Annotated in this window: 18 protein-coding genes; 8 read left to right on the top strand and 10 right to left on the bottom strand. The window is 41.3% G+C overall.

Going from position 1 to position 20,759, the window contains the following annotated elements; translation table 11 throughout:
- Nucleotides 1–92: 92 nt before the first annotated feature.
- Together PROVRUST_RS09355 and PROVRUST_RS09350 are read right to left on the bottom strand one after the other, a co-directional pair.
- On the bottom strand, nt 93–869 hold the full coding sequence (locus PROVRUST_RS09355) for a CDP-diacylglycerol diphosphatase (RefSeq protein ID WP_006814549.1): 777 nt from the start codon (nt 867–869) through the stop codon (nt 93–95).
- A 156-nt stretch (nt 870–1,025) separates the two neighbouring features.
- On the bottom strand, nt 1,026–1,637 hold the full coding sequence (locus PROVRUST_RS09350) for a LysM-like peptidoglycan-binding domain-containing protein (protein ID WP_039854870.1): 612 nt from the start codon (nt 1,635–1,637) through the stop codon (nt 1,026–1,028).
- A gap of 206 nt (nt 1,638–1,843) precedes the next feature.
- Between PROVRUST_RS09350 and PROVRUST_RS09345 the strand changes: the two genes are divergently transcribed.
- Together PROVRUST_RS09345 and cysQ are read left to right on the top strand one after the other, a co-directional pair.
- Complete coding sequence (locus tag PROVRUST_RS09345; protein WP_039854993.1) at nt 1,844–2,464, top strand: BamJ family beta-barrel-assembly machinery protein; 621 nt, start codon at nt 1,844–1,846, stop codon at nt 2,462–2,464.
- A 124-nt stretch (nt 2,465–2,588) separates the two neighbouring features.
- Entirely contained in the window at nt 2,589–3,341 is a 753-nt protein-coding gene (gene cysQ, locus PROVRUST_RS09340) for a 3'(2'),5'-bisphosphate nucleotidase CysQ (protein WP_039854867.1), read from the top strand.
- A gap of 29 nt (nt 3,342–3,370) precedes the next feature.
- Here cysQ and mqo read toward each other — a convergent pair whose 3' ends face one another.
- From mqo to PROVRUST_RS09320, 4 genes are all read right to left on the bottom strand, one after another.
- On the bottom strand, nt 3,371–4,864 hold the full coding sequence (mqo, locus tag PROVRUST_RS09335) for a malate dehydrogenase (quinone) (protein WP_006814545.1): 1,494 nt from the start codon (nt 4,862–4,864) through the stop codon (nt 3,371–3,373).
- A gap of 9 nt (nt 4,865–4,873) precedes the next feature.
- Nucleotides 4,874–5,263 (bottom strand): cupin domain-containing protein, encoded by a 390-nt coding sequence (locus PROVRUST_RS09330; RefSeq protein WP_172459973.1) that lies wholly within the window; start codon nt 5,261–5,263, stop codon nt 4,874–4,876.
- A 468-nt stretch (nt 5,264–5,731) separates the two neighbouring features.
- Nucleotides 5,732–6,322, bottom strand: coding sequence for an NUDIX hydrolase (locus PROVRUST_RS09325; RefSeq protein WP_006814543.1), 591 nt, complete (start codon nt 6,320–6,322; stop codon nt 5,732–5,734).
- 137 nt (nt 6,323–6,459) lie between these two features.
- On the bottom strand, nt 6,460–6,870 hold the full coding sequence (locus tag PROVRUST_RS09320) for a YgiW/YdeI family stress tolerance OB fold protein (protein ID WP_006814542.1): 411 nt from the start codon (nt 6,868–6,870) through the stop codon (nt 6,460–6,462).
- A gap of 177 nt (nt 6,871–7,047) precedes the next feature.
- Between PROVRUST_RS09320 and qseB the strand changes: the two genes are divergently transcribed.
- Entirely contained in the window at nt 7,048–7,707 is a 660-nt protein-coding gene (gene qseB / locus PROVRUST_RS09315; protein WP_006814541.1) for a quorum sensing response regulator transcription factor QseB, read from the top strand.
- Nucleotides 7,707–9,059: a quorum sensing histidine kinase QseC gene (qseC, locus tag PROVRUST_RS09310; RefSeq protein WP_006814540.1), complete on the top strand. Its 1,353-nt coding sequence runs from the start codon at nt 7,707–7,709 to the stop codon at nt 9,057–9,059. The genes qseB and qseC overlap by 1 nt, the downstream gene beginning before the upstream one ends.
- Nucleotides 9,060–9,252: 193 nt before the next feature.
- Here qseC and PROVRUST_RS09305 read toward each other — a convergent pair whose 3' ends face one another.
- Nucleotides 9,253–9,816, bottom strand: coding sequence for a YtfJ family protein (locus PROVRUST_RS09305; RefSeq protein WP_006814539.1), 564 nt, complete (start codon nt 9,814–9,816; stop codon nt 9,253–9,255).
- A 290-nt stretch (nt 9,817–10,106) separates the two neighbouring features.
- On the opposite strand from PROVRUST_RS09305, the gene PROVRUST_RS09300 reads away from it, so the two are divergent.
- Nucleotides 10,107–10,313: a DUF1107 domain-containing protein gene (locus PROVRUST_RS09300; RefSeq protein WP_039854865.1), complete on the top strand. Its 207-nt coding sequence runs from the start codon at nt 10,107–10,109 to the stop codon at nt 10,311–10,313.
- Nucleotides 10,314–10,403: 90 nt separating this feature from the next.
- On the opposite strand, the gene paeA is transcribed toward PROVRUST_RS09300, so the two are convergent.
- Both paeA and msrA read right to left on the bottom strand, forming a co-directional pair.
- Entirely contained in the window at nt 10,404–11,762 is a 1,359-nt protein-coding gene (gene paeA / locus PROVRUST_RS09295) for a polyamine export protein PaeA (protein WP_039854864.1), read from the bottom strand.
- Nucleotides 11,763–11,961: 199 nt separating this feature from the next.
- The gene (msrA, locus tag PROVRUST_RS09290) at nt 11,962–12,594 is read right to left on the bottom strand and encodes a peptide-methionine (S)-S-oxide reductase MsrA (protein WP_006814535.1); all 633 of its coding nucleotides are present in this window, start codon (nt 12,592–12,594) and stop codon (nt 11,962–11,964) included.
- 133 nt (nt 12,595–12,727) lie between these two features.
- On the opposite strand from msrA, the gene tamA reads away from it, so the two are divergent.
- From tamA to PROVRUST_RS09275, 3 genes are read left to right on the top strand one after another with little or no spacing between them, the layout of a single operon-like run.
- Nucleotides 12,728–14,470: an autotransporter assembly complex protein TamA gene (tamA, locus tag PROVRUST_RS09285; RefSeq protein ID WP_039854862.1), complete on the top strand. Its 1,743-nt coding sequence runs from the start codon at nt 12,728–12,730 to the stop codon at nt 14,468–14,470.
- Entirely contained in the window at nt 14,467–18,246 is a 3,780-nt protein-coding gene (gene tamB / locus PROVRUST_RS09280; RefSeq protein ID WP_006814533.1) for an autotransporter assembly complex protein TamB, read from the top strand. Before tamA ends, tamB begins: the two co-directional genes overlap by 4 nt.
- A 3-nt stretch (nt 18,247–18,249) precedes the next feature.
- Nucleotides 18,250–18,597, top strand: a complete 348-nt coding sequence (locus tag PROVRUST_RS09275; RefSeq protein WP_006814532.1) for a gamma-glutamylcyclotransferase family protein — start codon at nt 18,250–18,252, stop codon at nt 18,595–18,597.
- 62 nt (nt 18,598–18,659) lie between these two features.
- Here PROVRUST_RS09275 and PROVRUST_RS09270 read toward each other — a convergent pair whose 3' ends face one another.
- Nucleotides 18,660–20,369 carry a pyridoxal phosphate-dependent decarboxylase family protein gene (locus PROVRUST_RS09270; RefSeq protein ID WP_039854861.1) on the bottom strand — a complete coding sequence of 570 codons (1,710 nt, stop codon included), beginning with the start codon at nt 20,367–20,369 and terminating at the stop codon, nt 18,660–18,662.
- Nucleotides 20,370–20,759: the final 390 nt, after the last annotated feature.

Raw genomic sequence — 20,759 nt, 5'->3', positions numbered from 1 at the left:
AATAATGATGGTAGTTGCCACTGTTAATTCGGTGGCACAATAAAAAAACACCGACATGTTCGGTGTTTTTTTATATCTAACAATGTCCGAACTTAATGATTAGCCTGACATTGATAATCCAATAATTCCCCCGCACTGCCTAAATTGAATTGCCAGATATTGATCCGATTGGCGAGCAGAACCATGGAGCCATCCTGTAACTTGGCAACTGCGAGTCCATAATTTCCCATTTCATCGTCATGTTCTTTGACATACAAATTCAATTGCTTAAATGGATTTTCTTGTTGGAGATTTGATGTCCCCAATTTTTTAACCCAATATTCGTGCCCTTCCAACGGAGTAGGGAAAGCCGACCACTCTGAAGTAATAGCATTCATATGCTGATTGAGCTGTTGAATTACCTGTGGCTTCAAACACGAAATATGGATATGCAGCTGATCTTGAGAACGACCATATTGAGAATTGATTGCGAGTGCTAATTTATCATCACTTATTGGGGATTGACCCGTTGGGCTGACACTTTCTCTTTCATTCCATGCCAGTGCGAAATAGTCTGGGCTAGTTTCAGTGAGTAACAGTGGTGATTCAATGCCAGAAACTTTATCTGTGGGGATCACTAAATTATGTACTGGACCTTGTTTATCTTTAAAAAGTACATAGCGATTTTCTAAGTCGACTTTGGTGCAGGATGGATTTTGTTGTTCAGTTCCTTTTAGTGGAACACACTGCTGGCTAACAATATTCCAAAGTGTATCTGAATGGTATTTTATCCAAGATATATAGCCAATTGCGCCGAGTATGATGAGTAATAGACCGATTAAAATCAGTTTTACTATTTTGTTTTTGCAGGTTTTTTTATTGTTTTCCATAAGCTCTATGATTTCTCTTTATAGTGAATAACAGAATAATTATAGAGTTTTATTGTTTATTGCGAGGTATTAAATAGCGATTCGGACAAACTTTTGTCTGGAGATTAACGTTAAGGTGGTAGATGACCGCTCATAAACCACCTTAAATAGATAAAACTATGGGGTTCGATAGTAGGTTCCGTCACTTAATCGCGCAAAACTGTAGGTTTTACCGTTTTGTGTGGTGATTTCTAAGAGTTGTACTTCACCTTTTCCATTGGCTTTTAATCGAAGTTTTTGTCCTTGCTGCAAATTACTGAGTGGTTTTTCAGTACCTTCAACTCGCGCCATGATAAAAGCATCATTGGCTTGCAAATTATTATCACGAAATAGCTGTGCCAGCGTTTTACCTTTTTGTATCTGATAATTTTGCCATTCATTGGCTGATGGGCGAGCAGGTTTAGGTTCCGTTGGCTGTGCAGTTGGTGGTGGCGTCACTGAAGGTTGAACAACCGGCTGAGTTGGCTCTGCGGGTTGTTGAATAATATCTGGCACCACGGGCTGTGTTGGTGGCTGACCTTCAGGGATAGCTGGGATGGGTTGCTCCGGAGGCGTGATGATCGGCTCTGGAATGACTTGAGGTTCCATAGGCGGTGGAATAACAATTGGCTTGCTTTGCCCATTATTATTCGCAGGAGGTTTATCGCCTTCAGGCCAAAAGGCTGCGGCAATAATGATGAGCGCTAAAATAGCAATCCCATAGCGATGAAATGCGGATAGTCTAAACATTACTCCTCCTTGATGAGGAACGATTAAATGTACAGTCTTTGTACGCATACTAGCATTATTTATCACAATATTAATAAGCAGATAGCGATTTTCGGAGAACACTGAACAATTTAAGCGGTTTTATCTCAATGTTCTATGGTTTAGGTTTACCCATCTAAAAGGGGCTGCTATCCTTATTTTTTCTCAAAAATGATATGGGTATCCTCATGGCAAACCAAAACTTTGATTCAGTAGAAGCTCAAGCGAGCTATGGCATTGGTCTACAAATTGGGCAGCAGTTATTAGAATCAGGACTGGAAGGTTTAGTACCAGAAGCGATCTTAGCAGGTCTGACTGATTCTTTAGAAGGCAATATGCCATCTGTACCTGTTGAAGCGCTGCATAAAGCACTGCGTGAAATGCATGAGCGTGCAGACGTTGTACGCCAAGAAAACCAAAAAGTAATGGCTGCTGAAGGTCAAAAGTTCTTAGATGAAAACCAAAAGAAAGACGGTGTTTCTACCACTGAATCTGGTTTGCAATTCTCTGTAATTAACCAAGGTGAAGGCGCGATCCCAACTCGTTCTGATCGTGTTCGCGTTCATTATACTGGCCGCCTAATCGACGGTACTGTATTTGATAGCTCAGTACAGCGTGGACAACCCGCTGAGTTCCCTGTAAGTGGTGTGATCCCAGGTTGGATCGAAGCATTAACTCTGATGCCAGTTGGCTCTAAATGGGAATTATATATTCCTCATGAGCTAGCTTATGGTGAGCGCGGTGCAGGAGCATCAATTCCACCATTCAGCACCTTAGTTTTTGAAGTTGAGTTACTGGAAATTTTATAATTTCTCACTCGCTTGATCGCTGATTGACATGCCTCATTGGGAAAACGCCTAATGAGGCATTTTTTATGGCGTAAATATTCCGCCCTTGTTACTCTGGGTTAACTTGATAAAAAAGGGAAATGAGATGCTACAGAAGGTATGTAAGTTAGCCCGAGAAGCGGGCGACGCAATTATGGCTATCTACAATGGGCACGCACCATTACAGGTTGAACATAAATCGGATGATTCCCCCGTCACTGCAGCAGACATTGCAGCCCATAAGATCATCACAGCAGGTTTAAATCTTATCTCCCCTGATATCCCTCAACTTTCAGAAGAAGACCCGCCAGAATGGACGACAAGACAAAATTGGCAGCGTTATTGGTTGATTGACCCACTGGATGGCACCAAAGAATTTATTAATCGTAATGGGGATTTTACGGTCAATATTGCGTTGATCGAAAATGGTGTTCCGGTGATGGGCGTGGTTTATGCTCCCGCCAAGGGGCTTCTGTATTACGCACAAGGGGATCAAGCGTGGAAAGAAGAGAATGGACATCATCATGCTATTCATGTGAAATCAAAAAATCCACCGGTGGTCGTGATCAGCCGTTCACACCAAGATCCTGAACTGATGGCGTATTTATCGCAGATTAAACAACATAAAACTGCAGAAATTGGCTCATCGCTAAAATTCTGTTTAGTGGCTGAAGGAATGGCGCAGCTTTACCCTCGGTTTGGGCCAACTAACATTTGGGATACGGCGGCTGGGCATGCGGTAGCATTAGGCGCAGGAGCTAAAGTCGTAGATTGGAACGGAAAAACGTTGGATTACACTCCCCGTGAATCCTTCTTGAATCCCGGTTTTGTGTGCTCATTATGTGAAAATGTCGGGTAAATAAGATTACCCGACAAACAAATAGCTGATTAATTATCCAGCTGTAACACTTTTGCTGTTGCGGTACGAATATCTAAACAGGCTTTTGCGTCTTGTTTTAAATCGATTCCATAGGTTGGAATGATCTCTTTCAAGCGGGCTTTCCAACCATCAGATTCGAGTTGATCATCGAAGCAGGTTTTCAAGATATTCAACGCGATAAAGGCAGCTGTTGATGCACCAGGAGATGCGCCCATCAAGACAGTAAAGGATTTATCTGCACTGGTGATTAGCTCAGTACCAAATTCCAGAACGCCTTTCTTCACAGGGTCAGGTTTGATGATTTGTACTCGTTGACCTGCGACCACTTCTTTCCAATCTTCACGCTGGGCATCTGGGTAGAATTTTTGCAGCATAGAGAATTGATGAGCAGAAGTTTGCAGCACTTGCCCAACTAAATATTCCGCCAGAGACCAGTCATCTTTAGCGATTTCTAACATCGGCTCAATATTGTTCAGTCTGATGGAGTCAAACAGATCCAGATAAGAACCGTGTTTTAGAAACTTACTGGAAAAACCGGCATATGGGCCAAACAATAAGGAACGTTTTCCACCAATAATGCGGGTATCTAAGTGAGGGACAGACATGGGTGGAGAACCTTTATCTGCTTTGCCGTACACTTTTGCATGATGGCGTGCAGCAATTTGTTCATCATCGCAGCGCAACCAAATTCCACTGACTGGGAATCCACCGTAGCCTTTACCTTCAGGAATTTCGGATTTTTGCAGTAATTCAATCGCTCGACCACCAGCCCCGACAAACACAAATTTTGCGGATGTGATGGTTTTTTCGTGAGTCACGAGATTTTTAATTTCGATATTCCAACGCCCATCAGGAGTCTGCGTCACATCAATAACTTCATGTTTATAGTGAATTGAGAACCCACTTTGCTCACTGAGTTGCGCCATTAACAAGTGAGTTAATGCACCATAATCCACATCAGCACCTGTAACAACACGGGTTACTGCGATTTTTTCATCAGGATCACGACCTTCAACAACTAATGGTGCCCATTCATCAATCTGCTTCAGATCATCACTGTATTCCATATTGTGGTAGCAGTGATGGGCTGACATTTGACGGAAACGTTGCTGCAAAAATTTAATATTATCGGCACCAGAAACAAAACTCATGTGCGGGCAAGGGTGGATAAAATCCCGTGGATTTTTAATTTTTCCCTTAGTGACTAAGTATGACCATAATTGGCGAGATAGGTCGAACTCGGTATTAACTTCCAGCGCTTTACTAATATCTACCGTGCCATCTGGGTTTGGTGGGGTATAGTTCATTTCGCAGTTGGCAGCATGCCCTGTTCCTGCGTTATTCCACGGATGAGAGCTTTCTTGTGCGCAATCGTTAAGTCTTTCAAATACAGCAATATTTAAATTAGGTTCAAGTTCTTTTAGAAAGGTACCGAGTGTTGCACTCATGATCCCTGCCCCAATTAGGGCAACATCAATATTTTCTGCAATGGGTTTAGTCATGGAAAATACCTATTTTTTAGTCGGAGTGAAGCACAAGTCTGTGCCTTCTTGATACACCACATATGCACGGCGCCATGGATCATCACCAATCAATCGCCATTTATGTCCTGTGCCCGTGTTATCTTGTGCAAGTAAAATGTCGCCTGGATTAATAATAAATTTAGAACCGTCTTTGGTTTCAAATTCTAAAGTGCCGCTGAGGGTGATGACATAGCGAGGAACGGGATCTTTATGCCAATCCCAAGATCCACCCGAAACTGTTTCACGAAAGGTAAGTTCTTTAACACCAATGATAGGGCTTTGATCATCACCGCGAGCAACGCTATTGAGCTCGACGGTACCTTCTTCAAACAGAGAATTACCGTCTTCACCTGTCCACATACGAATACAACGTATCATCTTATTAACTCCTCAATTAAGAATAATATGGCTTAATCATTAAGATAATTTTCAATGCTTCGATTTCTGAAATACATAATTGAAATTATTAAAATCAGAGATAGAAAGATGCCTTTAAATCTAAAGTTTTTTATTCGGTAGGTCAAAATTATTATTTAAATTCGTCGCCAACAATTATTTATAAATAATTTATTTTGATAAATTATTCTTTACCGATGGCTTTATTTTGATGATGGATTACGCTTCATTCGCGTTGTAAATCAGTATATTGATAGATAGTACTTTATTTTTAGTTTAATCTTTATTTCATACTTTTGTTTATCTAGTTATGATGCTCGTTAATTGATAATGTAATAAATTGTAATTTGATAAAAATAAATTTTATAGGATATGAATAACAGTCCGAAAATTTCTTTTTATGATGATTTAATGTGGGCGAAATAAGATAATTTCACCCACTAAATGCAATTAGGGATTTATGTTTAAAATTCCACTAATAGCGAGATGTTGGATGAGCATAATGGTTTTTCCATCCACAATATCTCCGCTTTTTATGGCGTTGAAAGCATCAGGAAACGACCATTCCATGACTTCGATATCTTCACCTTCATCAGCGAGTCCACCACCTTCACTGTGACGGTCTTTATCACTGTATTCGGCGATATAAAAATGGAGTTTTTCAGTCACCGAACCGGGGCTCATAAACGCTTCGAATACCTTTTCAATATTATTAATTTGGTATCCAGTTTCCTCTTCGGCTTCAGCAATAATTCTGGCTTCGGGTGATGCTCCTTCCAATAAACCTGCAGCGGCTTCAACCAACAATTGTTGGTACCCAGCGACATACATTGGCATTCTAAATTGGCGAATAAGAATAATGCTATTTTTCACTTTGTTATATAACAAGATAACGGCACCATCGCCTCGGTCGTAAACCTCTCGAGATTGTTGCTGCCAGCTACCATCATGCCTTTGTAGCTCATAGGTATATTTTTTGAGAATGTACCAATTATCGGAAAGTAATTTCTCACTGATATTTCGAACTTGGGGCTGTTTCATGAATAAGTGTTATAGAAAGAGGAAAGGTGAAGCTAATTTAACACTATAAATGGAAAGGGAAAATAGTCAGAAAATGCGCAAAAAATAATAAAAGCCAGCAGGCTTTGAATTCTGCTGGCTTTTTGAGGTGACGATGATTATTTAATAATATTGATTTGTTTTACTTCAACTTTTTTAGAGTTCCAGTCTTTATCAATTTCACCACGAATTTCGACTTTATCTTTTGGCGTTACGTTCAAACCATTCCAACGTTTGTCACTGATTTCAATGGTCATAGTGCCAGTGCCATCGGTAAATTCATAATGCTTACGGTCTAATTGCTTAACAATATTACCGCGTAAGATTACCCAGCTGTCATCAGCCATATCAAGGGCTTTTGCGACGGTTGTTTCACTGACATTTGGACCTGAAAAACCACCCGCTTGAGTTTGTGTGGTTTGCGCTGTGTTATTTTTAATGTCACTTGGGCCTGAGAAACCACCAGTAGCAGCAAAAACAGGGGCGGTAGCGAGGGCAGCAACTAAAGTAATCAAAGGTAGCTTTTTCATATTTTATTTCTCCGTTAGGAACCTGATATTTGGTTTACGGGATGTATTTAACCAAGAAAATCTTAACAGAATCTTAAGAACTCAAATAAAAAATATATATTTTGTATTTACACGATCGTAGCTGGTCATGGCTCATTTTATAGGATAAATATAACAATATTCGAGGTGGAGGTAACAATGCGCATTCTTTTAGTGGAAGATGACCGATTAATTGGTGATGGTTTAAAGGTGGGATTAACACAACTTGGTTTCACGATGGATTGGTTTATGGATGGCAAGCAAGGGCAGCAAGCCTTATTTGATGCGCCTTATGATGCCGTTATTCTCGACCTTTCTCTCCCGAATATCGATGGAATGGATATTTTAAAATATTGGCGTAAAGAAGGTCGTGATGAGCCAGTATTGATTTTAACTGCTCGAGATGCACTGGATCAGCGAGTTCAAGGATTACAGCAAGGTGCGGATGATTATCTGTGTAAACCCTTTGCCTTAATGGAAGTTGCTGCTCGTTTGCAGGCGCTCATTCGTCGGCGCAGTGGGCAGTTATCTCCAACCTTAATTCATGGGGATGTGGAAATGGATCCACAGGCAATGACAGTGACTTGTCAAGGAAAGCCGGTACAACTCAAAGGGAAAGAGCTAGCTTTATTGTCACTGTTTTTACACAACCCTAAAAAGGTTTTATCCCGTAGTTTAATTGAAGAAAAGCTTTATAACTGGGATGAGGAAGTATCGAGTAACTCGGTTGAAGTTCATATCCATCATCTTAGACGTAAATTGGGCGCTAAATTTATTCAAACTGTTCATGGTGTTGGCTATAGGTTAGGGGATGCGTGATGAAAACATTTAGCTTGAGATTAAAACTCACGTTGATGTTGCTTCTTTTATCGTTAATGACATGGGGAATTGCCAGTTCCCTTGCGTGGTATCAAACCTATAAAACAATTAATGAATTGTTTGATACTCAGCAAATGGTGTTTGCAAAGCGTTTATCAGTTTTGCATTCAGATTTGGACTCCCCAGAAACTTCATTGAGTAAAACTAAAAAATTGCTACGCAAAAATCGCGGTAGCCAAGATGATGATGCATTAGCATTTGCGATTTTTAATCCTAGCGGAGAAATGCTGCTCAATGATGGGGACAATGGGCGAAAAATTGCTTTCCAATTTGAGCGAGAAGGTTTTGCTGAAGGCAATCTCAAGGGAAGTAATGACCGTTGGCGCTTTGTCTGGTTAAAGTCCGTTGATGGACAGCATATTATTGCAGTGGGACAAGAGTGGGAATATCGACAAGATATGGCAACCAGCATTATGGTGGCGCAGTTCGTACCTTGGATGATTGCTTTACCGATTATGTTGATTGTTTTTTTATGGCTATTAACCCGCGCATTGAAACCATTAAAAGATGTTGCCCGACAATTACGCTTACGTAAGCCGAATGAATTAGGTGCGGTGATGGTACCCGCTATACCCAATGAAGCGAAACCGATCCTTGACTCCTTAAATGGTTTATTCGAAAAAATAAACCAGATGTTTTTACGTGAGAGGCAATTTACATCCGATGCGGCACATGAATTACGTAGCCCTTTAGCGGCATTGAAAGTTCAAGCTGAAGTGGTACAAATCGCGGGTAATGATCCTGCCATTCGAGAGCATGCTGTGGCGAATCTTTCAGAAGGGATTGATCGTGCAACACGGCTGGTAGATCAATTACTCACACTGTCACGCTTAGAATCGTCCAATCAGTTAGAGGATCTCAGTGATGTTTCTTGGGGAGAGCTAATTGAAATTGCTGTGAGGGATATCGCTTCAGAGGCGCAAGCCAATCAGGTCACCATTGATATTACAATTACTGATGAGCCCCCCGTATTTAAAGGGCAGCAATTACTGTTATGCGTGCTTTTGAGGAATTTACTCCATAATGCGATTCGATATGGTAAACAACCCGGTCGAATTGAACTCAACTTACATCGCGATTATTTAGAAGTGAAGGATGATGGTTTTGGCGTGACTCCCGAGGTGTTAAGTCGTTTAGGGGAGCGCTTCTATCGCCCTCCAGGGCAAGAAAAAACAGGCAGCGGTTTAGGGTTATCGATCGCGAAACGAATTGCTCAATTGCATCATTTATCGTTGGCTTTTGAAAATGTTCAAGAGGGTGGCTTTAGGGTGTTAATTAGTTGGAGTGCATAAAAAAACCTGATTTATGCAAAATCTTGATTAAGGCGCTGGCAGCATAATTAGCTTAAATGTAATCGTAATAGGATATTATTTCTCTAAAGCATTCTCGATACTTACCGGTATATCTTAAGAAGCTTCTGTGCACCGACTCATTTTGTGCACAGAAGCATTTCAATATTAACGGAATGACTTCCCTCAAGCTTACCTATTGTTTTTCTAATTCAGCTACTAATACACTAATCGCTTTATTAATTTCTTGAGGTGTTAGAGCACCATCCTTATAAAACAGTACATTACCCTGTTTATTTAAAATAATAATTGCTGAGCTTTCTGGCGCTAAACCCCATGCATTTTTTACTAAGCCATCGGCATCGACAATAAACTGTGAGTATGGGAACTCTTTTTTACTGTCTTCAACGCTATTTTTGACAAATACACCGGTACCGAAAATGGCGTCGTCTGTGTTGATGATGCTGGTGGTTTGATATCTATCGTGGGGAAGTTTTGCTTGCTTAATGGCTTCAATGAGCGGGGCATTCAGCTCCTTAGCGGAAGAACGACCTGCAATATGTTGAATAGTACGAACTTTGCCTATCAACTGTTGGCTACGCCACGGTTGGTAGGCAAATTTTCCTGCATTATTGATAACTAATTCCCCTTTATCTGAGACAGAAACGGCGGGGACGGGTTGATTTAATTGAATATTAATTGCAAGTGCGGTTGAAGATAACCCAAGTAAACAGGCTAATAGAATAAATTTTCTTATCATAGGGATGCCTTTAGAGGTCGTTTTGTCATTATTGGTGTATGAGTGTTTTTTGCACGGATAGTTATAGCATAGCTCATCGGATGAGTTGCAAGCTAAAAATTAACATTTCTGTAAAATTCAGCATAAATATAATGTCTATTAATGATTATGCAGCGAGTTTACAGTGTCATCTTATGTCAGTCTTTTGAATAAATTTGCAATGTTAGAACCAAAACGAAATTTTCTAGTCTATGATTACTGAGCGATATGTCGCACTCAATATCGTCGGAACAAAATGGAGAGAAGTTCTAATGAAAATTTTTAAGCATTACAACCCATCGAAAATTGCTCTTTATGTGAAAACACTATTCAGCGGTAGGCTCTATATTAAGGATTTTGGCGCTTTCGAATTTAATAATGGGAAGATTTTGCCACCGAAAATCGGTGATAAGACTCACTATAGCGTAATGAATGAAGTCAATAAGCAAGTGGTATTATTGAGGACTGAGTTGGGATAAAAGGCAATTAGCGTGTTTTAGATATCGCTAATTACCTTAAAGAATAACAACGCCACACAAGGTGGCGTGTTCATAGAAACGGCTTCGCGATTAATGAGAGTTTTTAGTCTGTGATTTAGCGTCCGCCGTTTCATTACTTCCGGCTTGAACAACAACTGGCGATGGCGTTGCGGTAATTCGAGTGACTAACAGCTGGTCAATTTTGTAGTTATCAATATCGACCACTTCAAATTTATAACCTGCATATTTCACATAATCGGTGCGTTTTGGCATCTTTCGCAAGCGATACATCATAAAGCCAGCAATGGTTTCATAGTTACTAAAATCAGGAAACTCATCGATATCCAAAGTCCGTTGAACATCTTCAATAGGGGTTCCTCCATCAACCAGCCAAGAGTTTTCATCACGGGCAACAATTTGCTCTTCTTGCCCTGGGCCAATCAAGTCACCCATTAACGTTATCATGACGTCATTAATGGTAATAATCCCCATAACGAGCGCATATTCATTAAGAACTACGGCGAAATCTACCCCATTATTTTTAAAGGCTTCTAAGGTATCCGATAACGAAAGTGTATCTGGAACCATTAAGGTATTCTGAATATGTACACCTTCACGCAAGCTTAGGCTTTGCCCATTCAGTACGCGATTCAGGAGCTCTTTAGAATCGACATAGCCGATAATGTGGTCAATATCACCTGAGCAGACTAAGAATTTAGAATGTGGTTGGGTTGAAATTTTATGCTTAATGCTCTCTTCAGACTCGTCCCTATCAAAATAGATGATACTTTCACGTGCCGTCATTGCTGAGGGGACTGTACGTGATTCGAGTTCAAAGACATTTTCAATTAATTCGTGTTCTTGTTTACGTAAAACACCCGCGACAGCACCGGCTTCAACGACCGCAAAAATATCGTCAGACGTAATGTCTTCATTACGTGCGATAGGCAGCTTAAATATTTTAAAAATTAAGGTGGATAAGCCATTAAAGAACCAAACTAACGGGCTGAGGACGGCTAAGCAAAAACGCATTGGGTTCACAATACGAATGGCGATAGCTTCTGGCTTAACCATGCCAATACGTTTGGGTGTGAGGTCTGCGACTAAGATAAATAAGCTGGTCACAATGATAAATGACAAAATAGAGGCAAACTGCTGAGCCCAATAAGGGGATAAAAACTGGATGAAAAATTGTTGCAGTGCAGGAGAAAAAGCAGACTCACCCACAATACCCGCTAAAATAGCAACTGCGTTTAAGCCAATTTGTACCACAGTAAAGAACCTGCCCGGCATTTCTTGTAATTTTAGAACGCGAGCGGCGTTAATATTGCCTTCGTCGGCCATCAGTTTCAGTTTGATGCGACGAGATGCTGCCAATGAAATTTCTGACAACGAAAAAAATGCGCTAATTGCACATAATAAAAGTACGATTAATAAACTGTTTAGCATAAATTATCCAATCCTCTAGGGGGCGAATGTTGTATTCAGAATTTCCTAAAGGCAACGTAATGAATATTCCAATTTGATAAGTTTTGGTAGGTATCTTGTTTAGTATAGCACCAGCTTTGTTCATTCGTCACCATTCGAGCTATCGGTGCTTAGGGATAGCTCGAATTTATGAGAGATTGTATTTAGGGCGAAAACAGTGTCAAGCTGGGGGTAGACAAATACCAATACCACCTAACCCACAGTAACCATTGGGGTTTTTGTAGAGGTATTGTTGGTGATAGTCTTCAGCAAAATAAAACGTCTCGATAGGCTGAATTTCAGTAGTAATCAAACGATGATCGCCCTGTGCTGCCATCGCACGTTGATAAGCATCACGAGTTTCAACAGCAAGTTGGAACTGTTCGTCAGTCGTTGTGTAAATCCCCGAACGGTATTGTGTTCCCATATCGTTACCTTGACGCATGCCTTGGGCGGGGTCATGATTTTCCCAAAATAGCGCCAATAACTGGGATAAACTGATAACCGCCGGGTCGAATACCACTCGAACGGCTTCAGTATGGCCCGTTAACCCCGAACACACTTCTTCATACGTTGGGTTTGGCGTACTTCCAGCGCAATAGCCTGCTGAAGTGGAATATACCCCTGATTGCTGCCAGAATAGTCGCTCCACTCCCCAGAAACAGCCCATCGCAAAATAGAGGATTTCCATATTCTTAGGAGTAATCTCAATCGAATGATGGTTCACTGCATGGTAAGGTGACACCGCCATAGTCGATTGTCGACCGGGTAGGGTCTGTGGCGTATTAACGGACTGAAATTGATTAAAAGACATAGCGATTCCTAAATACAGTGAATATAGAAATAAAGTAAAAATTGGGATAAAAACTTGTATCAGTGATTCATTTTACTCAAAATAAGCCGTTATTCAGTAATAAGTCAAATTATCTATCACCCTAGGAGCAGGCGTGTCGAAATATCTAACCCTTTGTATGTTGTGCCTAACAGCGGCGGTACCTGCGGCATTTGCTGCAAATCTACGCCTTAATATTGAAGGGCTTGAAGGGCAGCTCAATCAGAACGTCCGTATTCAACTTTCTAATATTTCACAAGATGAAGTGGTTGCAAATGGGCGTTTTCGTGCTCGAGTAGAAAAAGCGATTCGCGAAGGATTAAAACCGCTGGGTTATTATGACCCGACGGTTGAATTTAGTTATGAAGAAAAGAAACCGCCTGCCCGCTCCATTTTGACTGCAAAAGTCATTCCCGGTGAGCCTATTCTTGTGCAGGGTGTCAACGTAGAGTTACAGGGCGGAGCCAAAACTGACCCTGACTACGCCAAAATGATCAAGAACAATACCCCTAAATATGGCACGGTCCAAAATGATGGTGAATACGAGGATTTTAAAGGTAAGTTCAGTAGCTTAGCTATTCGTAAAGGCTATTTTGATGCCGTGATGGAAAAAAGCCAATTAGGTATTTCCGTTGACCATCACGCCGCTTATTGGGATTTTGATTTTGATAGTGGGGAGCGTTACCGTTTTGGCAAACTGACTTTTGAGGGATCGCAGATTCGTGAGGATTACCTTGAAAACATGTCACCATTTAAAGAGGGCGAATACTACACTTCCGAACAGCTAGCTGAATATAACCAAAGATTAGCATCAACTGGCTGGTTTAACTCTTCGCTAGTCACACCCGATATTCGCAAAGCGCGTGCAGAGCATACTGATTTATTGCCAATGGTTGGGGTCATGAGCCCAAGAGCGCAAAACTTTATTGAGCTGGGTGGTGGTTATGCTACCGATGTGGGACCTAGACTGAAGACGACGTGGAATAAGCCGTGGATTAACTCTCGGGGGCAGAGTTTAACCTCTAGTATCAGTCTATCCCAGCCAGAACAATTAATCGATGCCAGCTATAAAATCCCACTGAAAGCTAATCCACTTGAACAATATTATGCGATTCAAGGGGGCTTTAAACGCACAGACTTAAACGATACTCAGTCGAATACCACGACATTGAACGTTTCTCGTAACTGGGATTACTCCAAGGGATGGCAATACGGCGTGAATATGCGCTGGATGCTGAGTAACTTTACCCAAGCCGACGTGACGAATACCACGATGCTGCTATATCCGGGGGCTAACGTGAGTCGGATCCGCCAAAAGGGCGGGGTTATGCCAACATGGGGTGATAGCCAGCGTTATTCGATTGATTACTCCAATAAGATTTGGGGCTCGAACGTTGATTTCATGGTATTGCAAGCCAAAAACGTGTGGATCCGTACCCCATGGGAAGGGCATCGCTTCGTTGTGCGTGGCAATATAGGTTGGATAGAAACCAATAATTTTGACAAAATTCCTCCAGACTTACGTTTCTTCGCGGGTGGGGATGGCAGTGTTCGTGGATATGGTTATCAGAAAATTTCTCCTGAAGATAATAAAGGTCAGTTAACTGGGGCATCCAAGCTCGCAGTAGGATCCGTGGAATACCAATATAACTTCACCGGTAACTGGTGGGGAGCGACGTTTATTGATAGTGGTGAAGCGGTTGATGACTTTAAAAATAGCGATTTTAAAACCGGTGCTGGTGTAGGGATCCGTTGGGTCTCTCCTGTTGGACCGATTAAGTTTGATTTAGCTAAGCCAATTGGTGATCCAGATAATAATAAAATTCAGTTTTACATCGGATTGGGGACAGAACTATGAAGTGGATGAAATGGTTAAAATGGATAGCAATAACCATTTTATTGCTATTAGTTCTGGTTGTTGGTGCGTTGTATTGGGTACTGGGTACCAAATCAGGTCTACATTTTGCCTTAAATACAGCAACTCGCTTAGTTCCTGAATTAACCATCGAGTCCATTGATGGGGGGATTGAGGATTTAACCCTGTCTGGCGTGAAATACCAAATGCCGGGTATCGATGTAGATGCGAAGAAAATTCATTTAGCATGGCGTTTAAAATGCCTGACCAGCCGTGAAGTATGTATTGATGATCTTTCGACAGATACGGTGACAGTCAATGTAGATACTAGCCAGTTTCCACCATCGGAAGAGGCTCCGCCGTCTGAGCCATTAACGGAACTGAACGCGCCTCTTACCATTCGCCTAAACCAATTAGCGTTAGTGAATACTCACGTCAATGTAGATGGTACTGTCATCGACCTCGATAAGTTTGCCACCGGGATCACTTGGCAGCAGAAAGCTATCAATATTATTCCAACCGACATTATCAATTTGGCGATAAGCTTACCGGTTAGCGAAGAACCTACAGTGGAAACTCCTGTACAGCCTGTGGTACCTCAAGCGCCGATTGAAGAACAAAAACCACTGGGTGAAGAACTCAAAGCGCTGTTTTCAAAACCCTTATTAGCCGAACTTCCCGAGATTATTCTTCCTGTCGATTTGAATGTCGAAGGAATTCATGCGTCTAATTTCCAATTAAAAGGTGCAACTGATCTCACGATTAATAGCCTGAATTTGAAATTAGAGAATAGTGGTCAAAGCGTATTATTAAAACAACTTAATGTCGATGCGCCTCAAGGAAAAGTCGCTATTTCAGGATCGATTTCCCTCGCAGAAAAATGGCCTGTTGCATTATCCGTTATTGGTGAAAGTCGGTTAGAAGATCTTAGTGGGCAAAAACTCGATTTATCCCTGAAGGGTGGCTTACTCGAAGAGCTTAAGCTGGCTTTAAACCTTAATGGCCCTGTGAATGCTAAATTAGATGCTCAAACGGATCTTTCTCAGGCTGACTTTCCTATTGAACTGACTCTTGAAAGCCAAAAATTAACGTGGCCATTGGTGGGGGAAAGCCAATATAAACTCGATGGAACACGTTTACGACTGAATGGTCGACCATCCAGTTATGATCTTTCATTACGTTCGGCTATTACAGGGCAAGACCTTCCACCCTCAAAATTATTACTAGATGCCAAAGGAAATGAAGAACATATCAATCTGACTCGCTTACGTTTATCGGCCCTACAGGGTAATGCCGATATTTCTGGTATTGCGGATTGGAGTAAAGCGATCAGCTGGAATATGGTTCTGACTTTGTCAGGCATTAATACAGCGAAACAGTATCCGGAATGGCCAGCCAAGGTCGATGGTAAAATTGCAACCCGAGGTAGTTTGTACGGGGGAAGCTGGCAGCTAGAGATTCCTGAAATTACCTTAAACGGTAATGTTAAACAGCACATATTGAAGGCTCGTGGGCAAGCTAAAGGTAACGCTGCGGGTCAATGGGACATTCCAAGCTTTAACTTAGCACTGGGTAAAAATACCGTTGATTTAAAAGGCTCCTTAGCTGAAAAATGGAATTTGGATGCAAAAATTAATGCGCCAGCACTGAATGGTTTAGTGCCTGGATTGGGCGGCATGATTATTGGGGATTTAAAACTACGTGGGGATTTGAAAGCCCCTCAAGCGCTTGCCGATATCACGGCTCGCGGTGTGAGATGGCAAGATTTGACGGTAGAAAATGCAACTATCAAAGGAAACGTTGCGACAGGTGACCAAATTAAAGGTGATTTGTCGGTGGTGGTTCGCCAATTACGTCAAGCCGATTTAGTGATAAGCAACCTAACCCTCGATGCAAAAGGCAGTGAAAAACAACATACCCTCAAGCTGAATGTCACAGGGCAGCCCGTTTCTGGTCAGCTAGCGCTAGCAGGGAGTTTTGATCGTCAAACTGAGATTTGGAAAGGTAACTTAAATAATACGTTATTTGATACCGAAGTGGGTGAATGGCGACTGAATCAAGCCATGTCCCTCAATTACAATAATCATACACAAGAAGTTGTGATTGGCTCCCATTGCTGGGTTAACCCGAATGCTCGGGTGTGTGTACCAAAACCGGTTAAAGCGGGTAAAAGCGGTAGTGCCGATATTGTGTTAGAGCGTTTTGACCTTGCGATGATTAAACCGTTTATGCCGAGTGATACTCGCGTTCATGGCGTTTTCACGGGTAAAGCGAATGCGGTTTGGAAAGCAGATGGTAGCCTGCCGCAAGTGAAAGTTGACCTAAACGGCAATGGCGTTAAAGTCGTGCAGTTTGTGGATGGAGCCCGCTTACCTATTGCTTTTGACACTCTAACGCTGAGTGCCGCATTAAAAAATGGCAAGGCAGATCTGCAATGGTTGTTGGGAATTGAAAAGAATGGACAATTCAAAGGTCATGTTCAGGTCACGGATATCGAAAAACGACGTATATTAGGCGGTAATATTGAAATTAATAATATTACTCTGGGCTTACTTAAGCCGTTGTTAGGGGAAAAAGAAGTCGCTAATGGCAACTTGAATGCAAATTTACGACTAGGTGGTTCAGCTCATAATCCATTGATGAACGGCAATGTCTCCTTATCCGGTTTAGAACTTAAATCTGCGATGATCCCGTTCGATATTCAAAATAGCCAGTTAGGTATTGATTTTAACGGAACCAGTTCGGTGATGACTGGGCAAATCAAGACGCCAGACGGCTTCCTGAATATTGATGGAAATGCAGATTGGCGCAATATCGATGCATGGCGTGCGACAGTGATGGCGAAGGGCACTAACTTGCGCGTCGCAATGCCACCGATGATTCAAATTGATGTTCAACCTGATTTGGTGTTAGAAGCCTCTCCGAATTTATTGACTCTCAATGGTAGCGTGACAATTCCATGGGCTCGAATTACGGTACAAGAATTACCAGAGTCTGCGGTCAGTGCATCGTCAGATGTGGTGATGCTGGATAAAGATTTAAAACCTATTAATCCGAAAGAGGCGTCAATTCCTATACAAACCAATTTAAATATCAAGATTGGTGATGATGTTCGCTTGGATGCTTTTGGGTTAAAAGCGCGTTTGACCGGTTTGCTGAAAGTTATTCAAGACAAGCAAGGGTTGAGTCTTAACGGGCAAGTGGATATTCCATCAGGACGTTTCCGCGCTTACGGGCAAGACTTGATCGTTCGTAAAGGTCAAATTCTGTTCTCCGGGCCTGCGGACCAGCCATTCTTAAATTTAGAAGCGATTCGTAATCCAGAAAATACGGCAGATGATGTAATTGCTGGTGTAAAAGTGACGGGATTAGCCGATAAACCTAAGGTGGAGATTTTCTCCGAGCCATCAAAAACCCAGCAAGAAGCTCTTTCCTATTTGTTAAGAGGGGAAGGATTGGATAGTGGTGACGCTAATGGTTCACAAATGACCTCTATGTTGATTGGCTTAGGGGTTGCCCAAAGTGGTCAGTTGGTCGGTAAGATTGGCGAAACATTTGGTGTGTCTGAGCTGGCGGTAGATACCCAAGGTGTTGGAGATAGTTCCCAAGTGGTTGTTAGTGGGAAAATTACGAACGACTTGCAAGTTAAGTATGGAGTTGGCATATTTGATTCACTAGCGACGCTCACTTTACGTTATAGGGTAATGCCAAAATTGTATTTGGAAGCAATTTCTGGCGTTAATCAGGCTTTAGATCTCCTTTACCAATTTGAGTTTTAATATATGCGTGTAATCGTTTATGGCAGTTTAAGGCAAAAGCAAGGCAATCATCACTGGATGACTTATGCTCAGCTGCTAGGTGAGCATAAGCTAGAAGGTTATGAGTTGTATGATCTCGGATATTATCCTGCGGTTGTTAAAGGCGGAGGGGCAATCGAGTGTGAAGTTTATCGAATCAACCCTTCAATCTTAACGGAGTTAGATGAACTAAAGAAAAACTCACAGGATTATGAACGTGAGTTAGTTCCTACACCTTATGGTAATGCGTGGATTTATCTCTACAAACACTCAGTGGAAGGTTTACGCCACATTAAAAGTGGCGATTGGCTTAAACGACATGAAGAAAATTAATTAAGTCATTAGCAATGTGAACGAACGCCGGCAGAGGGAAACCTTACCGGCGTTTTCTTTTGTTAAGCTTGGCTCATTTCCTTGAGCATCTGAATAAATGCATCAATGTGATGACGCTCTGTCGTCGGGTTCATAAATACGGCTTTTTCCCCAGGAATATAGGCAAATCGGTTATGTTCAGCGTAGGTTGAGCAAGCGATAGAATCTACCCAGTTAGTAAACAAGCCTGATTTCCCCCGAGTTAAGAACATATTACGGTGCCATTTACTGTTACGGATCATGGTTTCATATGCGGCTTTATCGCTAGCACAGCTTAGCTCATAGTCAAAAATAGCTTGGGGATCAGCCTGTAATTTAGGCGAATATAGCCGGAATCCTACACTCGGTCCCTGATTTTGAGGAACCATAACAGCTGCATTTTCCATTTCAATTAACTGGTTACGCATATAATTTGCGTTTTGTAGACAATGGGCAATGATTGTTTGGTAACCTTCGATACCGAGATAGTGTAGTCCTGCATAAGCTCCAAAGATTCCCACCCCACTTCGGCTACATTCGATTGTCGATTGTAAGTGAGTTTGGCCTTCAAGATCATGTTCAAAATAAGTGAAGTTTTCCGGTGAGTTCTCAAGCGCTTTAAAATCATCGCCATTACGTACCATGACTAGGCTAGAGGTATAAGGAACATAACCCCATTTGTGGAAATCGATAGTTATCGAGTCGGCATATTTTAGCTGCTTAAATTTTTCTACCGTATGGCGTAAACCAAATAAAGTGGCTTCGTTAATCGCTAATGGATTGTTATTAAAATCATAGTTAATAAAGAAAATAATTGGCCAGCCAACTGCGGCATCGACGTGAATATGGGGCTTATCGTTAATTTCAAATTCGTCGCATAAGCGATTTCTTAAGTCATAAACCTGCTTGATTTCATCGACACCAAAGGTGTCAGTGGTTCCCGCGGTCAATAAAATGACTGGGATTTTACAGTGAACGGTATAACAGGCGCGGATCTGTTGCTCTAAATCGTGTAGGTCGATAGTGTTGTCTGAGGCGACTTTAATCCGAATGGTTTTATTTTGAATATCTACGCCTAGCAAGGAAAGGTTGGTCATATTGGAATAGTGACCGCCTTGGGAGTTGATGATCCGATAATCTTGATCAACAGACATGCCCAGCTGTTTTGAATCTTTTAGCGTTTTGCGGATCCCAAATAGGTAGCCATATAAGTTACACATGGTACCGCCTTGGGTGAACAGACCCGAGGCTTGATTTTCATCATAGCCAATTAAGTTGGCCATTTTTTTGATGACGGTTTTTTCCATGGTATCTGCTACGCCAGAATATTCACAGTAAACCATGTTTGGGTTGCCTAAAAGTCCTAGCATAGAGCCATATAAAGCGGGATCAGATGGCATGGCGATGACATTTTCAACGGCGAGTGGGTTCTCCCAGTTTTTACACAGTGCAGAAGCAAAAGTTAACAAGTTATCTTGTTGAGCTCCTGGAAAATTCATATGTTGCTGAACGTGGGTTTGACTATTTAACTGACTCAGTAGATCAGCGCCATTAGGATAGTGATGGATCAGTTGGTTATCCGCTAAAACCGTTTTACGGAATTGGGTAATAGCCTGAACTTGGGGATCATTAAAAAGTGGCCATTTTTTAGGATCACGGCTAAAGAAATTCGCCACGATATTTTGATATTGGTGCTCAAACTCAGAGGTTAATTGATTCGCACTATGGCGAGCGATGAGTTCAGATTGGTCCATCATTGACTCCCATTTACATTTATGAATTTAATGATTTATGGGAATACTCTACACCTGATTATATTTATTTAAATGATCAACTAAGTAATCATTTTATAAAATTAATTGCTTAGTTGATTGATATTTATATAAATATATAAAATAAAAGATTGTTTTTTAAAATAAAATATATTTATATATTGCTAGGATTGTCACAGATTTTTAATCTATTAAAATTGTTTTTTTATTTGCTTATATTTTGCATTTTTAATTAAATATAATATATAAATTCAGTATTTAAATATCATTTGGCGTTTAGTTTCATTTGTCCGCGTTGCGTTCTGTTTTGAACGATATATATCACTAAAAGTAATGTTTTTGTGAACAGGAGCGCTTTAATAGGGTCATAAG

Source organism: Providencia rustigianii DSM 4541, assembly GCF_000156395.1.
Taxonomy (GTDB): Bacteria; Pseudomonadota; Gammaproteobacteria; order Enterobacterales; family Enterobacteriaceae; genus Providencia; species Providencia rustigianii.
This window is presented reverse-complemented; position numbering and strand designations above follow the sequence as displayed.

Coding starts and splice junctions, on each gene's coding strand:
- PROVRUST_RS09355 (WP_006814549.1), bottom strand. CDS start 869: ATGGAAAACAATAAAAAAACCTGCAAAAACAAAATAGTAAAACTGATT.
- PROVRUST_RS09350 (WP_039854870.1), bottom strand. CDS start 1,637: ATGTTTAGACTATCCGCATTTCATCGCTATGGGATTGCTATTTTAGCG.
- PROVRUST_RS09345 (WP_039854993.1), top strand. CDS start 1,844: ATGGCAAACCAAAACTTTGATTCAGTAGAAGCTCAAGCGAGCTATGGC.
- cysQ (WP_039854867.1), top strand. CDS start 2,589: ATGCTACAGAAGGTATGTAAGTTAGCCCGAGAAGCGGGCGACGCAATT.
- mqo (WP_006814545.1), bottom strand. CDS start 4,864: ATGACTAAACCCATTGCAGAAAATATTGATGTTGCCCTAATTGGGGCA.
- PROVRUST_RS09330 (WP_172459973.1), bottom strand. CDS start 5,263: ATGATACGTTGTATTCGTATGTGGACAGGTGAAGACGGTAATTCTCTG.
- PROVRUST_RS09325 (WP_006814543.1), bottom strand. CDS start 6,322: ATGAAACAGCCCCAAGTTCGAAATATCAGTGAGAAATTACTTTCCGAT.
- PROVRUST_RS09320 (WP_006814542.1), bottom strand. CDS start 6,870: ATGAAAAAGCTACCTTTGATTACTTTAGTTGCTGCCCTCGCTACCGCC.
- qseB (WP_006814541.1), top strand. CDS start 7,048: ATGCGCATTCTTTTAGTGGAAGATGACCGATTAATTGGTGATGGTTTA.
- qseC (WP_006814540.1), top strand. CDS start 7,707: ATGAAAACATTTAGCTTGAGATTAAAACTCACGTTGATGTTGCTTCTT.
- PROVRUST_RS09305 (WP_006814539.1), bottom strand. CDS start 9,816: ATGATAAGAAAATTTATTCTATTAGCCTGTTTACTTGGGTTATCTTCA.
- PROVRUST_RS09300 (WP_039854865.1), top strand. CDS start 10,107: ATGAAAATTTTTAAGCATTACAACCCATCGAAAATTGCTCTTTATGTG.
- paeA (WP_039854864.1), bottom strand. CDS start 11,762: ATGCTAAACAGTTTATTAATCGTACTTTTATTATGTGCAATTAGCGCA.
- msrA (WP_006814535.1), bottom strand. CDS start 12,594: ATGTCTTTTAATCAATTTCAGTCCGTTAATACGCCACAGACCCTACCC.
- tamB (WP_006814533.1), top strand. CDS start 14,467: ATGAAGTGGATGAAATGGTTAAAATGGATAGCAATAACCATTTTATTG.
- PROVRUST_RS09275 (WP_006814532.1), top strand. CDS start 18,250: ATGCGTGTAATCGTTTATGGCAGTTTAAGGCAAAAGCAAGGCAATCAT.
- PROVRUST_RS09270 (WP_039854861.1), bottom strand. CDS start 20,369: ATGGACCAATCTGAACTCATCGCTCGCCATAGTGCGAATCAATTAACC.